Origin of the sequence: Brevibacterium sp. S111, from assembly GCF_004745075.1 — a bacterium.
Taxonomy (GTDB): Bacteria; Actinomycetota; Actinomycetes; order Actinomycetales; family Brevibacteriaceae; genus Brevibacterium.
In genome coordinates, this window is the sequence record NZ_RHFH01000001.1 from 12,819 (window position 1) to 29,321 (window position 16,503).

Annotated in this window: 20 protein-coding genes; 4 read left to right on the forward strand and 16 right to left on the reverse strand. The window is 63.4% G+C overall.

Going from position 1 to position 16,503, the window contains the following annotated elements; all coding sequences use genetic code 11:
• Positions 1-31 precede the first annotated feature (31 nt).
• Together EB836_RS00065 and glyA are read right to left on the reverse strand one after the other, a co-directional pair.
• Positions 32-928, reverse strand: coding sequence for a bifunctional methylenetetrahydrofolate dehydrogenase/methenyltetrahydrofolate cyclohydrolase (locus EB836_RS00065; protein ID WP_135537099.1), 897 nt, complete (start codon positions 926-928; stop codon positions 32-34).
• Positions 928-2,202 (reverse strand): serine hydroxymethyltransferase, encoded by a 1,275-nt coding sequence (glyA, locus tag EB836_RS00070; RefSeq protein ID WP_135537100.1) that lies wholly within the window; start codon positions 2,200-2,202, stop codon positions 928-930. The genes EB836_RS00065 and glyA overlap by 1 nt, the downstream gene beginning before the upstream one ends.
• 238 nt (positions 2,203-2,440) lie before the next feature.
• Here glyA and purU point away from each other — a divergent pair, with 238 nt between their 5' ends.
• Together purU and putP are read left to right on the forward strand one after the other, a co-directional pair.
• On the forward strand, positions 2,441-3,292 hold the full coding sequence (gene purU / locus EB836_RS00075; protein WP_135537101.1) for a formyltetrahydrofolate deformylase: 852 nt from the start codon (positions 2,441-2,443) through the stop codon (positions 3,290-3,292).
• Between the two features lie 683 nt (positions 3,293-3,975).
• Positions 3,976-5,496: a sodium/proline symporter PutP gene (putP, locus tag EB836_RS00080; RefSeq protein WP_135537102.1), complete on the forward strand. Its 1,521-nt coding sequence runs from the start codon at positions 3,976-3,978 to the stop codon at positions 5,494-5,496.
• Positions 5,497-5,805: 309 nt separating this feature from the next.
• Here the strand turns inward: putP and rplQ are convergent, their stop codons facing one another.
• The 6 genes from rplQ to infA all read right to left on the reverse strand — a co-directional run bounded on the left by rplQ (position 5,806) and on the right by infA (position 8,923).
• Positions 5,806-6,318, reverse strand: a complete 513-nt coding sequence (gene rplQ, locus EB836_RS00085) for a 50S ribosomal protein L17 (RefSeq protein ID WP_135537103.1) — start codon at positions 6,316-6,318, stop codon at positions 5,806-5,808.
• A 23-nt stretch (positions 6,319-6,341) separates the two neighbouring features.
• Entirely contained in the window at positions 6,342-7,340 is a 999-nt protein-coding gene (locus EB836_RS00090) for a DNA-directed RNA polymerase subunit alpha (protein WP_135537104.1), read from the reverse strand.
• A gap of 150 nt (positions 7,341-7,490) precedes the next feature.
• Positions 7,491-7,895 carry a 30S ribosomal protein S11 gene (rpsK, locus tag EB836_RS00095; RefSeq protein WP_135537105.1) on the reverse strand — a complete coding sequence of 135 codons (405 nt, stop codon included), beginning with the start codon at positions 7,893-7,895 and terminating at the stop codon, positions 7,491-7,493.
• Positions 7,896-7,948: 53 nt separating this feature from the next.
• Positions 7,949-8,317, reverse strand: coding sequence for a 30S ribosomal protein S13 (gene rpsM / locus EB836_RS00100; protein ID WP_025777905.1), 369 nt, complete (start codon positions 8,315-8,317; stop codon positions 7,949-7,951).
• Positions 8,318-8,527: 210 nt separating this feature from the next.
• Positions 8,528-8,641 (reverse strand): 50S ribosomal protein L36, encoded by a 114-nt coding sequence (rpmJ, locus tag EB836_RS00105; protein ID WP_009884960.1) that lies wholly within the window; start codon positions 8,639-8,641, stop codon positions 8,528-8,530.
• Between the two features lie 60 nt (positions 8,642-8,701).
• Positions 8,702-8,923: a translation initiation factor IF-1 gene (gene infA, locus EB836_RS00110; RefSeq protein ID WP_009379245.1), complete on the reverse strand. Its 222-nt coding sequence runs from the start codon at positions 8,921-8,923 to the stop codon at positions 8,702-8,704.
• A gap of 500 nt (positions 8,924-9,423) precedes the next feature.
• Here infA and EB836_RS00115 point away from each other — a divergent pair, with 500 nt between their 5' ends.
• Positions 9,424-10,569, forward strand: a complete 1,146-nt coding sequence (locus tag EB836_RS00115; protein ID WP_135537106.1) for an aminotransferase class I/II-fold pyridoxal phosphate-dependent enzyme — start codon at positions 9,424-9,426, stop codon at positions 10,567-10,569.
• Positions 10,570-10,605: 36 nt separating this feature from the next.
• On the opposite strand, the gene EB836_RS00120 is transcribed toward EB836_RS00115, so the two are convergent.
• The gene (locus EB836_RS00120; RefSeq protein WP_135537107.1) at positions 10,606-11,490 is read right to left on the reverse strand and encodes a PaaX family transcriptional regulator; all 885 of its coding nucleotides are present in this window, start codon (positions 11,488-11,490) and stop codon (positions 10,606-10,608) included.
• Positions 11,491-11,569: 79 nt separating this feature from the next.
• Here EB836_RS00120 and EB836_RS00125 point away from each other — a divergent pair, with 79 nt between their 5' ends.
• A complete protein-coding gene (locus tag EB836_RS00125) occupies positions 11,570-11,809 on the forward strand; it encodes a hypothetical protein (RefSeq protein ID WP_135537108.1) in 240 nt (79 codons plus the stop codon).
• Between the two features lie 9 nt (positions 11,810-11,818).
• Here the strand turns inward: EB836_RS00125 and map are convergent, their stop codons facing one another.
• The 7 genes from map to rplR all read right to left on the reverse strand — a co-directional run bounded on the left by map (position 11,819) and on the right by rplR (position 16,502).
• Positions 11,819-12,655, reverse strand: a complete 837-nt coding sequence (gene map, locus EB836_RS00130; protein ID WP_135537109.1) for a type I methionyl aminopeptidase — start codon at positions 12,653-12,655, stop codon at positions 11,819-11,821.
• Complete coding sequence (locus EB836_RS00135; protein WP_135537110.1) at positions 12,652-13,218, reverse strand: adenylate kinase; 567 nt, start codon at positions 13,216-13,218, stop codon at positions 12,652-12,654. Before EB836_RS00135 ends, map begins: the two co-directional genes overlap by 4 nt.
• A gap of 48 nt (positions 13,219-13,266) precedes the next feature.
• On the reverse strand, positions 13,267-14,568 hold the full coding sequence (gene secY / locus EB836_RS00140) for a preprotein translocase subunit SecY (RefSeq protein ID WP_135537111.1): 1,302 nt from the start codon (positions 14,566-14,568) through the stop codon (positions 13,267-13,269).
• Positions 14,569-14,805: 237 nt separating this feature from the next.
• Positions 14,806-15,258, reverse strand: a complete 453-nt coding sequence (gene rplO / locus EB836_RS00145; protein WP_135537112.1) for a 50S ribosomal protein L15 — start codon at positions 15,256-15,258, stop codon at positions 14,806-14,808.
• A 1-nt stretch (position 15,259) separates the two neighbouring features.
• Complete coding sequence (gene rpmD, locus EB836_RS00150) at positions 15,260-15,442, reverse strand: 50S ribosomal protein L30 (protein ID WP_135537113.1); 183 nt, start codon at positions 15,440-15,442, stop codon at positions 15,260-15,262.
• Positions 15,442-16,125, reverse strand: coding sequence for a 30S ribosomal protein S5 (rpsE, locus tag EB836_RS00155; protein WP_135537114.1), 684 nt, complete (start codon positions 16,123-16,125; stop codon positions 15,442-15,444). Before rpsE ends, rpmD begins: the two co-directional genes overlap by 1 nt.
• Positions 16,122-16,502: a 50S ribosomal protein L18 gene (rplR, locus tag EB836_RS00160; protein ID WP_135537115.1), complete on the reverse strand. Its 381-nt coding sequence runs from the start codon at positions 16,500-16,502 to the stop codon at positions 16,122-16,124. Before rplR ends, rpsE begins: the two co-directional genes overlap by 4 nt.
• Between the last annotated feature and the right edge of the window lies 1 nt (position 16,503).

Here is a 16,503-nt window from a genome sequence, read left to right on the forward strand (position 1 = left end):
GCGAGGTTGCTGGGCCGCCGTCACGTAGCAATTAGGGGGCTGGGGTTGGGGTGGTGGTGCGCTGGGCGGTGTCGACGACGTTCTTGAGCAGCAGAGCTCTGGTCATCGGTCCCACGCCTCCGGGGTTCGGTGACACCCAGGACGCCACCTCGGCGACTGCCGGATCCACATCGCCGACGATCTTCGACTTCCCCGTCTCCGGGTCCGTCTCTCGCGACACACCCACGTCGAGGACGATCGCGCCGAGCTTGACCGACCCGGGCTTGACGATCCGCGCCGCACCGGCGGCCGCGACGATGACATCGGCCTGAGCCAGCAGCTCATCGAGGTTGCGCGTACCCGTATGCGTCAGCGTCACCGTCGCATTGTGCTCACGCCTGGTCAGCAGGGCACCGATAGACCGACCCACGGTGACTCCGCGACCGATGACGACGACATGTTTGCCGGCCAGGTCGATGCCGTTGCGGGTCATCAGCTCGATGACACCGCGTGGGGTGCACGGCAGCGGGGTCGTGATCTCCGCATTCACATTGAGCACGAGCCGGCCGAGGTTCGTCGGATGCAGACCGTCGGCATCCTTGCCCGGATCGATGGCCTCGAGGATCGTGTCGGTGTCGATATGAGCCGGCAGCGGCAGCTGCACGATGTACCCGGTGCACGCGTCATCGTGGTTGAGTTCGTCGATGACGGCCAGCAGCTCGTCCTGAGACACCGTTTCGGGAAGATCGTGGCGGATCGAGTGGATGCCCACCTCCGCACAGTCACGATGCTTGCCGGCGACGTACCACTTCGAGCCCGGGTCTTCGCCGACCAGGACGGTACCGAGACCGGGAACGATCCCGGACTCGGCCAGTTCCGCCACTGCCTCGGTGAGTTCGGCCTTGATCTGCTTGGCGCAGGCCCTGCCGTCGAGGATCTGTGCACTCATCAGTACTGTTCCAGCCCTTCGTAGAGTGGGAAGGAGTCGCTGAGCTTCGCGATTCGGGCGGCGAGCGCCTCGACATCGGCACCGGGCTTGAGCGCCTCGGCGATGACATCGGCGACCTCGGTGAATTCCTCGTCACCGAAACCGCGGGTGGCCAGGGCCGGGGTGCCGATGCGCAGCCCCGAGGTCACCATCGGCGGGCGCGGGTCGAAGGGCACGGCGTTGCGGTTGACGGTGATGCCGACCGAATGGAGGAGATCCTCGGCCTGCTGACCGTCGAGTGCGGAATTGCGCAGGTCGACGAGCACGAGATGGACATCCGTACCACCGGTGAGCACGGTGGCGCCGGCCTCGGCGACATCATCGGCGAGCAGACGTTCGGCGAGGATCTGGGCACCGCGCACAGTGCGTTCCTGACGTTCCTTGAACTCGGCGGACGCGGCGAGTTTGAAGGCGACAGCCTTCGCAGCGATGACGTGCATGAGCGGTCCGCCCTGCTGGCCGGGGAAGACTGCGGAGTTGAGTTTCTTGCCGAACTCCTCCTTGCCGAGGATGAACCCGGAGCGGGGTCCGCCGATGGTCTTGTGCACCGTCGAGGAGACGACATCGGCGAAGGGCACCGGATTCGGATGCAGACCAGCGGCGACGAGTCCGGCGAAGTGGGCCATGTCCACCCACAGCTTCGCATCGACTTCGTCGGCGATCTCGCGGAAGGCCTGGAAGTCGAGCTGGCGGGGATAGGCCGACCAGCCGGCCACGATGACCTGCGGACGATGCTCGAGAGCCTTCTCGCGCACCTTGTCCATGTCGATGCGGTACGTATCAGGGTCGACCTCGTAGGAGGCGACATCGTAGAGGCGGCCGGAGAAATTGATCTTCATGCCGTGAGTGAGGTGGCCGCCGTGGGCCAGAGACAGGCCGAGCATCTTGTCGCCCTGACGGGCCAGAGCGTGCATGACCGCAGCGTTGGCCGAAGCACCCGAATGGGGCTGGACGTTGGCATATTCGGCCCCGAAGAGGCTCTTGGCCCGGTCGATGGCGAGGTTCTCGGCGACATCGACGTATTCGCAGCCCCCGTAGTAGCGCTTGCCGGGGTATCCTTCTGCATACTTGTTCGTCAGCACCGAGCCCTGTGCTTCGAGCACGGCGCGGGGGACGAAGTTCTCCGAGGCGATCATCTCAAGAGTTGAACGCTGGCGGCCCAGCTCGAGGTCGAGGACCTCAGCGATCTGCGGATCGATGTCTGCAAGCGAGGCCTGCATCGAGGTTTCGGTCATGAGTACTCTCCTGTGGCATCCGATGTAGAGGGTGAAACAGGGCGATCTGCCGCCGCGGACACCCGCAGACCATGCTAACAGCGAAGTCCGCGCGCCCACCGCGGCGACCGCCTGCCGAACACCCGATTCGAGGCGGTCGGAACGCGACCATCCGCCTGAGGCGGATCGGACCATCCGACGGACCCGCATGCCGACACCGGGTCGGTGCGAACCCGGCACACGGTTTAGGATCGAGACCATGAACCGCGAATGGATCCTCAGTGTCACCTGCCCAGATGCGACCGGCGTCGTCCATGCCGTGACCGGAGTCCTTGCAGGGCGCGGCGGAAACATCACCGAATCGCAGCAGTTCTCCTCCCCCGATTCCCGACAGTTCTTCCTGCGCCTGCAGTTCTCCACCGCCGCCGAGGTCACCGCCGGTGCCCTCGAAACCGAACTCGCCGAGGTGGCCGACCGGTTCGCCATGACCGTGAGCCTGCAGCCGGCGGAGAAGAGGACGAGGACCCTCATCCTCGTGTCGAAAGCCGCGCACTGCCTCAATACCCTCCTGTTCCAGCATTCGTCGTCTCAGCTGCCCATCGACATCGTCGGCGTCGTCGGCAACCATGACGATCTGCGGTCGTTGGCTGAATTCCACGGGCACACCTTCCACCACATTCCGATCACGAAGGACACGAAGCCCGAAGCCGAGGCGCGGCTGTCCGCCCTCGTCGAGGAGCTCGACGTCGAACTCATCGTGCTCGCCCGGTACATGCAGATCCTCTCCCCCGAACTCTGCGACCGCCTCGAAGGCCGAGTCATCAACATCCATCACTCGTTCCTGCCCAGCTTCAAGGGTGCGAAACCGTACCACCAGGCGCATGCCCGCGGAGTGAAGATCATCGGCGCCACCGCCCACTACGTCACCAGCAACCTCGACGAAGGCCCGATCATCGAACAGGATGTCGCCCGCGTCGACCACAGCCGCGCAATCGCCGACTTCGTCCAACGCGGACAGGACGTCGAGGCGGCGGTGCTGGCCCGCGCGGTCGCGTGGCATGCTCAGGGGCGGGTCCTTATGGACGGACATCGCACGGTCGTCTTCAACTGATACCCCGCCTCGGCGAGGTCATGGCTCGGCCGTCGCCACGCCGTTCCAGAGCGGACCGGTCCGCCTCGGCGAGACTCTGCCGCACCGGAAGCGGCCGATGATGTGTTTCTGACACAACCGCTTTCTTCGCACCCATCCGGCGCGGCTGCCGGGCCGGCCCTGGCCAAGGTCGCGATGGTGACGAACACGGGCCCGGAGAACACAGGCCCGAACGAACCTGGAGAAGAACCTCGACACGATGCGCCACTTCGATCCCGGCCACACCTATCTCATCAGCACCTTCCCCCGTTCTTCAAACATCTCGCCGGCGTATGGCCCACCTTCTCGGTTGCAGACCTCCATCACCGTCAGGCCGTCTGGAACCGGCCGATGCGCAGTTCACTGAGGCAAACACAGCCTGCCGCGAAGCCCTTCCGGATCCCCCGCTCGCCGCGTTCACCGTCGGATGATCGCCGACCGCGGCGCCGCGGTCCCCGCGGCTGACCCCGCATACGTCCCCGCGGTAGGGGTCGACCGTCGTCTGCCGCCTCGGCAACGTCACCGAAGCATTGCGATTCGACTACACCGCCCCCGTACGCGGCGACGGAGGTGTAGGCTCGCGCCATGCAGATTGCCAGCGAATTCACACCCGGAACCACTCCTGCTGTAAAGTCGCCTCGGTCTACAGAAGGAGCTGAGCTCAGATGACGGAAACCACTTTCCGTACGATTGCCATCGTTCTCTATTTCGTCGGGATGCTGTCCATCGGATGGTTCGCCTATCGCCGGACCAGGAACAACCTCGACGACTATATGCTCGCCGGGCGTGGTCTGCGCCCGAGCGTGGCGGCCCTGAGCGCCGGCGCATCGGATATGTCCGGATGGCTGCTCATGGGACTGCCCGGAGCCGTTTACCTCTCCGGTCTCATCGAGGCCTGGATCGCCATCGGATTGACGATCGGTGCGTGGGTGAACTGGAAGTTCGTGGCACCGCGTCTGCGAGCGTTCACGGAGCGGGCCGGTGATTCGATCACGATCCCCAGCTTCTTCGAACAGCGGTTGAAAGACCGCACCCGCCTGCTGCGCATCGTCTGCGGCGTCATCATCCTCGTGTTCTTCACCTTCTATGTCTCCTCAGGCATGGTCGCTGCCGGAAAGTTCTTCGAATCGAGCTTCGGGCTCAACTACATCGGGGGGATGCTCCTCGTCGCCGCGATCACCATGATCTACACTCTCTTCGGAGGCTTCCTCGGTGCGACGCTGACAGACGTCGCCCAGGGACTGCTGATGTTCGCAGCCCTCGTCGCCGTACCGATCGTCGCAGTCATCAATGCCGGTGGACCGGCGGCCGTGATCAGGAACGTCTCGGAGATCGACCCGGGTCTGCTCAATCTTCTGGGCTCAGGCGACTTCTGGACTTTCGCTACGATCATGTCGATCGTCTCCTCACTCGCGTGGGGTCTGGGCTACTTCGGTCAGCCGCACATCATCGTGCGCTTCATGGCGCTGCGCACCCCGGCTGACGCCACCGTCGCCCGCCGCATCGGAGTCAGCTGGATGGCGATTTCGGCACTCGGCGCCGTGGCCACCGCGATCGTCGGCATCTCCTACTTCTCCGAACACGCCGCACAGGAGCCGACGGACGCGGAGACCGTGTTCCTCGATCTCGCGCAGATCCTGTTCCACCCGTTCATCGCCGGACTCGTGCTGGCAGCGGTCCTCGCCGCGATCATGTCGACGATCTCCTCGCAGCTGGTCGTGACCTCCTCGGCACTCATCGAGGACCTGTTCAAGATCGTCGCTCTGCGAACAGGGTCCACGCGCACGCTGCAGGACAAAACCTATGTGCTCCTCGGCCGTCTCGGTGTCCTCGTCGTCGCGATCATCGCCGTAGTGCTGGCGCTCTCCCCGTCGAACAGCATCCTCGACCTCGTCGCCTTCGCCTGGGCCGGCTTCGGAGCATCGTTCGGTCCGATTGTCCTCCTCACCCTGTTCTGGAAGCGCCTGAGCAATTGGGGCGCTCTGACCGGGCTGCTGTCCGGCGCGGTCGTCGCCTTCGTGTGGGGACAGGTGAGCACACCGCTGACGGACGCGGTCTACGAGATCATCCCCGGGTTCGCGATCAACCTCATCGTTGCGGTCGTCGTCAGCAAGCTGACGTACAAGCACGATGAGGAATCCGACCGAGAATTCGACGAGTCAGTGGTGCTGTCGCGGGCGAAGTGAGCGCGACACGGCGGCCTCCGCGCCGCTCCCTGCGCACATGCTCGACCGATGACTTGTCCTCATTCGCGCGAAACCGCTGAGGGCAGAGTCTGAAGGCGGATCCAGCGAAGGCCGGAGCACAATGATGCTCCGGCCTTCGCTGCGTCTTCGCTCTCAGCTCATCGGCGGCAGAAGCCGATGCGCGGTTGGCAAACACGGTTGCGGCCGACGGCGGAGTGAATGCATTTCAGGCGGGCACCCTGGTGGGTGCCCGCCTGAGAAGTTCGGCCGTGCCTCCGCAACCGCGGAGCCGACGGTCGGAAGAGGAGCTTACTTGTCCTCGGCAGCCTCGGCGTCGGCCTCGGCAGAGGCTTCCTCGGAAGCCTCATCGACGACCTCAGCCTCGACCGGAGCCTCTTCCTCAGCAGGAGCGGCAGCGGCGGTCGCCTGTTCGGCTTCCTTCACGGTCGCCTGCTTGGGCGAGTAGGGCTCGAGGACTAGTTCGATGACGGCCATCGGGGCGTTGTCGCCGGGGCGGGGGCCGATCTTCGTGATCCGGGTGTAACCGCCGGGACGCTCAGCCATGGCCTCGGCGATCGAGGTGAAGAGCTCGTGCACGACCGACTTGTCAGAGATCTGACCGAGCACGCGACGACGTGCAGCCAGGTCACCCTTCTTCGCGTTCGTGATCATCCGCTCAGCGACCGGACGCAGACGCTTGGCCTTGGTCACGGTGGTGGTGATCTGCTTGTGCTCGAACAGCTGGGCAGCCATGTTGTTGAGCATCTGGCGCTCGTGTGTGGGCGATCCGCCGAGGCGGGGGCCCTTGGTTGGGGTTGGCATTGTGAGTTACTCCTAGGTCTAAATCAGTACTGTTCGTCTTCGACGTAGGACTGGTCCTCATCAACGAGACCGGAATCGAATCCGGCAGGACTGTCCTTGAGGCTGAGACCGAGCTCGTTGAGCTTGGCCTTGACCTCGTCGATCGACTTCGAACCAAAGTTGCGGATATCCATGAGGTCGGCTTCGCTGCGAGCAACGAGCTCACCGACGGTGTGGATGCCTTCGCGCTTGAGGCAGTTGTAGGAGCGCACGGTCAGGTCGAGGTCTTCGATGGCCAGCGCCAGATCGGCGGCCAGAGCCGCGTCCACAGGCGAGGGTCCGATCTCGATGCCTTCGGCTTCGACGTTGAGCTCTCGAGCCAGGCCGAAGAGCTCGACCAGGGTCTTGCCCGCAGACGCGATCGCGTCGCGCGGAGTCATCGAGGGCTTGGTTTCAACATCGAGGACCAGACGATCGAAGTCAGTGCGCTGTTCGACGCGTGTGGCTTCGACCTTGTAGGTGACCTTGAGAACCGGGGAGTAGATCGAATCGACCGGGATCCGGCCGATCTCTGCATCCGCGTTCTTGTTCTGAGCGCTCGAAACGTATCCGCGTCCGCGTTCGATGGTCAGTTCCATGTCCAGACGCCCCTCACCATTCAGCGTGGCGATGTGCAGGTCCGGATTGTGGATCTCGACCCCAGCAGGAGCAGAGACATCGGCAGCGGTCACAGTGCCAGGACCCTGCTTGCGCAGGTAGGCGACGACCGGTTCGTCGAATTCGGACGACACGACCAGGGACTTCAGGTTGAGGATGAACTCAGTGACATCCTCTTTGACCCCCGGAACGGTGCTGAACTCGTGGAGAACTCCGTCGATCCTGATGGACGTGACGGATGCACCGGGAATCGATGACAGCAGAGTCCGGCGAAGCGAGTTGCCGAGGGTGTAGCCGAATCCTGGCTCGAGCGGTTCGATGGCGAACCGTGAGCGGTTATCGGAGACGACTTCTTCCGTGAGCGTTGGGCGCTGTGCAATGAGCACGTGGGCTTCCTTTCAGCGAACATCCGCTATATGACGTTCGCACTGCACGTCATGGCATGAGCCATGAAGAACGGTTCGGGTTATCTGGGAATCCGTTCTGCGACCGATGCCGGGCTCCCGCCCGTCATCCGTTGCAGTTCCACGGAAGGATCAGCCGCGGCGGCGCTTGGGGGGACGGCAGCCGTTGAACGGAACCGGGGTGACATCCTGGATGGTGCCCAGTTCCAGGCCCGCGGCCTGCAGCGAACGGATCGCGGTCTCACGACCCGAGCCGGGTCCCTTGACGAACACGTCGACCTTCTTCAGGCCGTGTTCCTGCGCGCGACGAGCAGCCGATTCGGCAGCCATCTGTGCGGCGTACGGGGTCGACTTGCGCGAACCCTTGAAGCCGACCTCACCTGAGGAGGCCCAGGAGATGACAGCACCGCTCGGATCAGTGATCGACACGATGGTGTTGTTGAAGGTTGATTTGATGTGAGCCTGGCCGGCGACGATATTCTTCTTCAGCTTGCGGCGAGGCTTGCGCACTGTAGCGGCGCGTGACTTGGGAGGCATAGATTCCTACTCCTGATCGAGGTGGTTGGCCGCAGCCAACCGGGGTGAGCGAATTACTTCTTCTTACCGGCCACGGTGCGCTTGGGGCCCTTGCGGGTACGCGCATTCGTCTTGGTCCGCTGTCCGCGAACCGGCAGACCGCGGCGGTGACGCAGGCCTTCATAGCTTCCGATTTCGACCTTGCGGCGGATATCGGCGGCCACCTCACGACGGAGGTCACCCTCAACCTGGAATGTGCCCTCGATGTAGTCACGCAGCTGGACGAGCTCGGCGTCGCTCAAGTCCTTCACACGGGTATCAGGGCTGATTCCCGTTTCGGTCAGGGTCTGGCGCGCACGGGTGCGGCCCACACCATAGATGTAAGTCAAGGCGACTTCCACGCGCTTTTCACGCGGGATGTCGACTCCGGCAAGTCGTGCCATAGGTACTGTCTCCTGTTGTTGTTTCGGAGGTGCTGATGCAAACCTGTCCCTGGTCCCCCAAGGTCTCCGGCCCCCGACCGGAGGTATCGTCCTGTGCCTTCGCCTGAGAAGTTCTCACTTCACAGGGGCCCGGGCGCAGATGGCGAGGTTTGCGCGGGTGTGGTGCTGCTGAAGCTCCTCAGAGGAGCTTCGATCTGCTCGAAGAGCTGCTCAACCCTGGCGCTGCTTGTGGCGCGGGTTGGAGCAGATGACGATGACCCGACCGTGACGGCGGGTAATCTGGCAGTTCTCGCAGATCTTCTTGACGCTGGGCTTAACCTTCATCGTTTTTCCTTCTTTCGGTCCTTGCCCTGAAGGGAGCAAGACGCGAATGATCGAAGATCCTTACTTGTAGCGGTAAACGATTCGTCCGCGCGAGAGATCGTATGGAGACAGCTCCACAATGACCCGGTCCTCGGGAAGGATGCGGATGTAGTGCTGACGCATCTTTCCGGAGATATGTGCCAGCACCTTGTGCCCGTTGCTCAGCTCAACCCGAAACGATGCGTTCGGCAGAGCTTCGACAACGGTGCCTTCGATCTCAATGACCCCTTCTTTTTTGGCCATATCGCTCGCTAACCTCGTATTCCCGCGAAACCTTCGCGTTCGACGTAATCGTGTATCACCGACTCAATGCCGGTGACCCCATGGCCCGTCGCTCTCGTCACCACATAAAAGACGTGGATGGCAGAAGCCGCCCACATCTGAAAAAGGGTGAGTTGAGTGAGAACAGACCAATCCACAACCCTACACCACGTGCGAAGAATCTTCCACACGGTGTTCGCTTCTGCGCGTGAAGTCCCTTACAATCCCGTCCGCGCCGTGCCGCAGCCGCCCGGCACGGCTCCCCTCTGCCGATTCAGGTCCCTCCTATGACTCCCGACGACAGGCTGCGCACCGGACGATGGTCTCGACTGCTAGCGTGAGAAACTCATTCGGGCGGGCACCGACGCATGCGGCTGTGTGCGACGAGCGCCCGTCCGTCCCACGGCAGCAGTCACGGTCGGAGCGATTGCGCACACCGCTCCGCCCGGTACCGCCGAATCGTCCAGCAGAGGAGAACGACGATGTCCGAGTTCGACGCCATCACGCAGGAGTCCCTGGTTGCGAAGGGCGGCCGCAAATGGTCTGCCTTCCCCGGTTCGATCGGCGCATTCATCGCCGAGATGGACTTCGGCGTCGCTCCCGCCGTGCGCCGATCCCTCCAGGTGATCGACGACCGTGACCTCTACGGCTACGCTCCCGCCGACCTCACAGCCGAACTCAGAGCCGCGACCTCCGGATTCTGCGCCGACCGCTACGGGTGGCAGATCCCCGTCGAACACATCGAGCCGGCCAGCGATGTGCTCGCGGCGTTCCTCGGCGTGCTCACCCACCTCACACCTGCCGACACCCCGATCGTGCTCCCGACCCCGGCGTACATGCCGTTCTTCGACGTCGCCCGGGTCACCGGCCGCCGCCTCATCGAAGCGCCGATGCTGCGCTCGGAAACCGGGTGGTCGCTCGATCTCGACGCCATCGCCGCTGCGCTCACCCCCGGCGCCACCCTCGTTCTGTGCAACCCTCACAACCCCATCGGCAAGGTCTACACCGAAGACGAGCTGTTGGCCCTCGCCGAGGTGGTCGAGGCCGAGGAGGCCCGGGTGTTCTCTGACGAAATCCACGCCCCCGTCGTCTACGACCCCGCCAAGCACATTCCCTACGCCACCCTCACCGAGGCGACCGCCGCCCACACCACCACCGCGACGGCCGCGTCGAAGGCCTTCAACATCCCCGGCCTCAAATGCGCACAGCTGATCCTGACCTCCCCGAGCGATCGAGAAACGTGGAAGCAGAAGGGTCAATTCGTCTCCGGGGCGGCATCGAATCCCGGAATGCTCGCAACCACAGCTGCCTATACCCGTTCACTCGACTGGCTCGACGAGGTCAACGGCTACCTCAAAGGCAGTCGCGACCTGTTCACCGATCTCGTCACCTCGCTACTGCCCAACGCCGCCTACATCCAGCCGGAGGGCACGTACCTGGCGTGGCTGGATCTGCGCGGCTACGGTCTCGAGTCGGGACTGGCCGAAACGATCAATTTCCGCGCGGGGGTGGCAGTGACCGAGGGACGACTGTGCGGTGAGGTCGGTGCCGGACATATCCGGTTCAACTTCGCACTCCCCCGTCCCCTGCTCACCGAGGCGGTCGAACGGATCGCTCGGATTCTCTGAGATTCTTCGGACCATGCATGAGGGCTGCGACCCGGGTCATCGCTGCGGCAGCCATTCGATGAGGTCATAGGACGAGCACGACCCCGCACATTCGAGGATCCTCTGGTCGAATCTGAGGTAGTACTCGAGGTTGCACTGATTCATCAGCTTCCGGAACCTCACGGCCGGCTGTGTGCCTTCGACGAGCACTTCGGGCAGCAGAGGGTGGGCCATCACATCCCGGGCAACATCGAAGTACAGATCGAAGAAGCTGCTGAGACTCAGTCCCACACGTCCGGTAGCCGGCGCTGAACCATTTGCGCTCAGTGCGTTCATCCGCTCTTCCAGCGCAGGCAGCTGGGCGAGGGCCGCGTCGAGGCCGAAGGCTCGGGAGGTCATCCTGCGTGCCGCCTCCACTGACTCGGGAGTCAGAACGGCGGTCTCATACCAGCCGGGATCGGCGATCGCGGGCAGACGCGCATCCAGCTGCGCACTGCGGTCGGAGAAACCCACGAGAATCCCCGGGCGCAGCTGTCCGTAGCCGAGACTGCGGGCGATGTACTGCAGACGGTCACGCACGCCTCGTGCGGCCTCGCGAACCGAGTACAGGATGGTGTGAAAGCGACCTTCGTATTCGGGGAAGACATGATCGCCGGCGATATCGGTGAAGCCTGAGAGGATGTGCGCGCTGAGCCGGTAGACGGACACCCGTCCGACCCGTTCACTGCAAAGGATCCCCCGTCGGACCATCCGCACGAGCTGGTTGTGGACGCTCGAGGACGAATACCCGTGTTCGCCGAGGATGCTGACAATCACCGGACCCGGCAGACCGCTGGCCTGAAGGCATCCGAACGCGGAGATCACGTCGAAGGCGATCCGTGTCATCCGATAGCGATCGCCCACATCTGTCTGACGTTTCGGGACATCGTAGACACTCGCCATGGCGAGATCCTACCGTGAAAACACAAGTATCGGTGCCGACAGGACCGAGATCGCGACGATGCGTCTAAGGAGCCACGACATGGATGACCACACGTACACTCTCGAGCAGCGCGCCTATCAGATGTCACGCACAGCCGGTGTGCTGGCCGGCGCAATCACGGCATTCATCGCGTTCTGCGCATTCCAGTTGGCCGGATTCAACATCGTCGAGACGGCGGCGTGGATGTTCGCTCTCGCACTCATGGCGGCGTCGGGAACCTTCACCGCCGTCTATTTCGTCGGCAGGGCTTCACTGAAGAAGCAGGCGCTGACGACCTGAGTTCTCCCCTCAGGCGCTCTTCGGAGGCACAGGTGTGATTCCGAACGGCGCCAACCCGGCCGCTCCCCCATCCTCGGCGGTCAGCACCCAGACTCCCCCGTCGTGGCGGGCCACACTGTGCTCCCAGTGACTCGCCCGAGAACCGTCCGCCGTCACGACCGTCCAGTCATCGGCGAGGGTGCGGGTGTCCCCACCTCCCGTGGTGAGCATCGGCTCGATCGCCAGGCACATTCCCGCCTTGATCTTCGGTCCGTTCGACCGGGCGCGGTAGTTGAGCACTTCAGGTGCCATGTGCATGGCAGTGCCGATGCCGTGCCCGGTGAATTCCTCGACGAGACCCAGATGCGGATGGTTCTCAGTCACGAAGTCGTCGATGGCGTCGCCGATGTCGCTGACCTTCGTGCCGGTGGCGAATGCGGCGATGCCGGTCCACATCGCCGTCTCGGTGGCGACGGAGAGCAGACGGTCCGCTTCGGTGCCGGCATCATCGCCGCCGACGATCATCGTCAGTGCCGAATCTCCGTGGAAGCCATCGACGATGGCACCGCCGTCGATCGAGACGATGTCACCTGCTGCGAGGACACGACTGCCTGGGATGCCGTGGACGATCTCCTCATTCACGGAGATGCACACCACGGCGGGGAATCCCTGGTATCCCTTGAAATTCGACCGCGCGTCGGCGGCATCGATGACTGCTTCGGCCGCGGCGTCCACCTCGGTGGTCGTGGCACCGGGAACGGCCGCGGACCGGGCGGCTGAGAGCACTTGGCGTGTCAGCTGCCCGGCCCGGTGCATGAGCTCGAGCTCCGCAGGAGTCTTGAGCTCGATCCGTGGTCCGAAGATCATCGAATGGAAGACAGGATACGGTCAGTGATGTCGTTGACCTCTCCGAGGCCGTCGACCTGGCGCAGCAGACCGCGGCTGCGGTAGATGTCGGTCAGCGGCTGGGTCTGCTCTTCGTAGACGTCGAGGCGGTGGCGGATGACGTCTTCGCTGTCATCGCTGCGGCCCTCGGTCTGTGCGCGGGCGAGCAGACGAGCGACGACTTCGTCGGTGTCAGCAGTGAGTTCGACGACGTGTTCGATCGCCTTGTCTTCGGCCGAGAGCATCCGATCGAGTTCTTCGACCTGGGCGCTGGTGCGCGGGTAGCCGTCGAGCAGGAACCCGTCTGCCGCATCGTCCTGAGCCAAACGGTCAGCGACCATCGAGTTCGTGACCTCGTCGGGAACGTACTCGCCGGCGTCCATGTAGCGCTTGGCGAGCTTGCCGAGCTCGGTCTCACCCTTCACGTTCGCCCGGAAGATGTCTCCGGTGGAGATCGCCGGGACGCCGAGCGCCTCCGACAGACGAGCCGCCTGGGTGCCCTTGCCGGCTCCCGGGGGGCCGATCAGGATAATGCGTGAACTCATAAGGTGTCCTTCCAATGGTTGTCCGCTGAAGCTCAGCGTCAGGTCAAATCAGCGCAACAGTCCTTCATAGTGGCGCTGCTGCATCTGCGCATCGATCTGCTTGACCGTCTCAAGGCCGACGCCCACGACGATGAGCAGCGAAGTTCCGCCGAACGGGAAGTTCTGGTTCGCGTTGATGAGCACCAGCGCGATGAGCGGAATGAGGGCGACGAAGGCCAAGTAGAGCGAACCGGGGAAGTTGATGCGGCTGAGCACGAAGCTGAGGTATTCGGCTGTCGGTCGACCGGCGCGGATGCCGGGGATGAACCCGCCGTACTTCTTCATGTTGTCCGCGACCTCTTCGGGATTGAAGGTGATCGCCACGTAGAAGTAGGCGAAGAAGATCGTCAGCAGAGCGTAGACGGTGATGTAGATCGGGTGATCGCCGCGGGTGAAGTAGGTGTTGATCCATTCGACCCACTTCGACTCGGGATCGAAGAACTGCGAGATCAGGCTCGGCAGGTAGAGCACCGAGGAGGCGAAGATGACGGGGATGACTCCGGCCATGTTCACCTTGATCGGGATATAGGTCGAGGTGCCCCCGAACATACGACGCCCGACCATCCGCTTCGCGTACTGGACGGGCACGCGACGCTGCGACTGTTCGACGAAGACGACGAGCGCGACGAGGACCAGGCCGACCGCCAAGACGATGAGGAAGATGTCGACGCCCTGCTCGCGGAAGATCGCACCGAGCGAGGACGGGAACGCCGAGGCGACAGAGGTGAAGATCAGCAGCGACATACCATTGCCGACACCGTGCTCGGTGATCTGCTCGCCCAGCCACATGATGAGGCCGGTACCAGCGGTGAGCGTGAGCACGAGGACTGCGATGCCCCACCAGGTGTCGTTGGCGATGAGGTCGGTGCAGCCTTCGACGCTGCCGAAGAGCGCACCCGAACGGACAGTGGCCACGAGCGTGGTCGAGTTGAGGATCGCCAGGCCGATGGTGAGGTAACGAGTGTACTGGGTCAGCTTCGCCTGCCCGGACGCCCCTTCCTTGTGGAGGGATTCGAAGCGCGGGATGACCACGCGCAGGAGCTGCACGATGATGCTCGCCGTGATGTAGGGCATGATGCCCAGAGCGAAGATCGACAGCTGCAGCAGAGCGCCACCGCTGAAGAGGTTGATCATTGCGAATCCGCCCTCATTCAGCTGAGGCGAAGCCACACACTCCTGCACCTGGGTGTAATCGATGCCGGGCGAGGGAATGAACGAGCCGAGTCGGAAGATGACAAGAATGCCCAGGGTGAAGAGGAGTTTGTTCCTCAAGTCGGGCGTTCTGAAAGCCCTCCGGATTGCGCCGATCAAGCGTCCTCCTCGTTGGCGGATGAAAAGTCAGAGTCGTGGTCGCGACCTGGCGAATGAGACAAATACCTGCAAAAGACTATCAGGGTATGACCTCTAGACTGAAACCGGTCAGTGGCCCGACAGACTGGTTTCGGAGTGATTCCCGGGGTATTGCCGGGCATGCAGAAGGGGGCGGTCACCGCAGTGACCGCCCCCTCTTTCAGCATTGAAGCCTCAGGCCCGTTCCAACGGATCCGATCAGGCTTCGCTGGCGCTTCCGCCTGCAGCCTTGATCTTCTCGGCCGCTGAGCCGGAGAACTTGTCTGCAGTGATGTTCAGAGCCACGGTGATCTCACCGGTGCCGAGAACCTTGACGGGCTGCTTGGGACGCACAGCACCCTTAGCCACGAGATCGGCGACGGTGACGTCTCCTCCCTCGGGGAACAGGGCGGACAGCTTGTCGAGGTTGACAACCTGGAACGTCACCTTGGCCGGGTTCTTGAACCCACGCAGCTTCGGCAGACGCATGTGCATCGGTGTCTGGCCGCCCTCGAAGCCGTGCGGAACCTGGTAACGGGCCTTCGTGCCCTTGGTTCCGCGACCGGCGGTCTTACCCTTCGAAGCCTCACCACGACCCACACGGGTCTTGGTGGTCTTGGCTCCGGGGGCCGGGTGCAGATCGTGCAGCTTCAGCGAGTCGTTGTTCGACATATCAATCGACCTCTTCCACAGTCACGATGTGGCGAACAGCGTTGATCATTCCCCGGATCTCCGGGCGATCATCCTGCACCACAACGTCGTTGGTCCGCTTGAGACCGAGCGAACGCAGCGTATCGCGCTGGCTCTGACGGTAACCGATAGCGGACTTGCGCTGAGTAATCTTGAGCTTTGCCATCAGGACTTCGCCCCACTTTCAGCAGCTGCTCGCAGCAATGCGTGCGGAGCAACCTCGTCGACGGGAAGGCCGCGGCGAGCCGCAACTTCCTCGGGCCGTTCGAGGCTCTTCAGCGCGGTGATCGCAGCGTGCACGATGTTGATCGCGTTCGACGAACCCAGCGACTTCGACAGCACATCCTGGACGCCAGCGGCATCGAGGACTGCACGGACGGGTCCGCCGGCGATGACACCGGTACCGGGAGCGGCCGGACGCAGCAGGACAACGCCTGCGGCTTCCTCGCCCTGGACCGGGTGCGGAATGGTCTTCTGGATGCGGGGGACACGGAAGAAGTTTTTCTTCGCTTCCTCAACACCCTTGGCGATGGCGGCAGGAACTTCCTTCGCCTTGCCATAGCCCATGCCGACCATGCCGTCGCCGTCGCCAACCACGACGAGAGCCGTGAAGGAGAACCGACGTCCACCCTTGACGACCTTCGACACGCGGTTGATGGTGATGACGTGCTCGACGAACTGGTTCTTGTCGTCACGATCGTTGCGACCGCCACGCCCACGGCCTTCGCCGCGTCCGCGGCCCTGGCCGCCCTGTCCACCCTGGCCGCGGCCACGGGAGGAACGGTCACCGCTGTTGTCGGTGCGCGTCTCAGCAGTCGCCTGCTGTTCCTTGTTCTCTTCAGTGCTCATAGGGCCAATCCTCCTTCACGGGCACCTTCGGCGATTGCCTGCACACGGCCGTGGTAGGCGTTGCCTCCACGGTCGAATACGACGGCTTCGATACCGGCGTCCTTGGCGCGCTGGGCAACCAGTTCGCCCACCTTGCGGGCTTTGCCGGTCTTGTCGCCTTCGAATGTCCGCAGATCGGCTTCCATGGTGGAGGCCGAGACCAGGGTCTTGCCGACGGTGTCGTCGATGACCTGGACGAAGACATGGCGCGTGGAACGAGTCACTGAGAGGCGCGGGCGCTCGGCCGTACCGCTCACATGCTTGCGCAGACGAGCGTGACGACGCTTGCGAGCAGCAGCCCTGCCCTTGCCGTAGCTTTCCTTCTTGCCAAAGGCCATC

Bases quoted from the DNA above. Each gene is read 5' to 3' on its own strand.
- rplR (WP_135537115.1), bottom strand. From the start codon at position 16,502: ATGGCCTTTGGCAAGAAGGAAAGCTACGGCAAGGGCAGGGCTGCTGCT.
- EB836_RS00115 (WP_135537106.1), top strand. From the start codon at position 9,424: ATGTCCGAGTTCGACGCCATCACGCAGGAGTCCCTGGTTGCGAAGGGC.
- putP (WP_135537102.1), top strand. From the start codon at position 3,976: ATGACGGAAACCACTTTCCGTACGATTGCCATCGTTCTCTATTTCGTC.
- rpsE (WP_135537114.1), bottom strand. From the start codon at position 16,125: ATGAGCACTGAAGAGAACAAGGAACAGCAGGCGACTGCTGAGACGCGC.
- EB836_RS00125 (WP_135537108.1), top strand. From the start codon at position 11,570: ATGGATGACCACACGTACACTCTCGAGCAGCGCGCCTATCAGATGTCA.
- rplQ (WP_135537103.1), bottom strand. From the start codon at position 6,318: ATGCCAACCCCAACCAAGGGCCCCCGCCTCGGCGGATCGCCCACACAC.
- rplO (WP_135537112.1), bottom strand. From the start codon at position 15,258: ATGTCGAACAACGACTCGCTGAAGCTGCACGATCTGCACCCGGCCCCC.
- EB836_RS00065 (WP_135537099.1), bottom strand. From the start codon at position 928: ATGAGTGCACAGATCCTCGACGGCAGGGCCTGCGCCAAGCAGATCAAG.
- rpsM (WP_025777905.1), bottom strand. From the start codon at position 8,317: ATGGCACGACTTGCCGGAGTCGACATCCCGCGTGAAAAGCGCGTGGAA.
- infA (WP_009379245.1), bottom strand. From the start codon at position 8,923: ATGGCCAAAAAAGAAGGGGTCATTGAGATCGAAGGCACCGTTGTCGAA.
- rpmD (WP_135537113.1), bottom strand. From the start codon at position 15,442: ATGGCAAAGCTCAAGATTACTCAGCGCAAGTCCGCTATCGGTTACCGT.
- EB836_RS00120 (WP_135537107.1), bottom strand. From the start codon at position 11,490: ATGGCGAGTGTCTACGATGTCCCGAAACGTCAGACAGATGTGGGCGAT.
- EB836_RS00135 (WP_135537110.1), bottom strand. From the start codon at position 13,218: ATGAGTTCACGCATTATCCTGATCGGCCCCCCGGGAGCCGGCAAGGGC.
- glyA (WP_135537100.1), bottom strand. From the start codon at position 2,202: ATGACCGAAACCTCGATGCAGGCCTCGCTTGCAGACATCGATCCGCAG.
- purU (WP_135537101.1), top strand. From the start codon at position 2,441: ATGAACCGCGAATGGATCCTCAGTGTCACCTGCCCAGATGCGACCGGC.
- map (WP_135537109.1), bottom strand. From the start codon at position 12,655: ATGATCTTCGGACCACGGATCGAGCTCAAGACTCCTGCGGAGCTCGAG.
- rpsK (WP_135537105.1), bottom strand. From the start codon at position 7,895: ATGCCTCCCAAGTCACGCGCCGCTACAGTGCGCAAGCCTCGCCGCAAG.
- rpmJ (WP_009884960.1), bottom strand. From the start codon at position 8,641: ATGAAGGTTAAGCCCAGCGTCAAGAAGATCTGCGAGAACTGCCAGATT.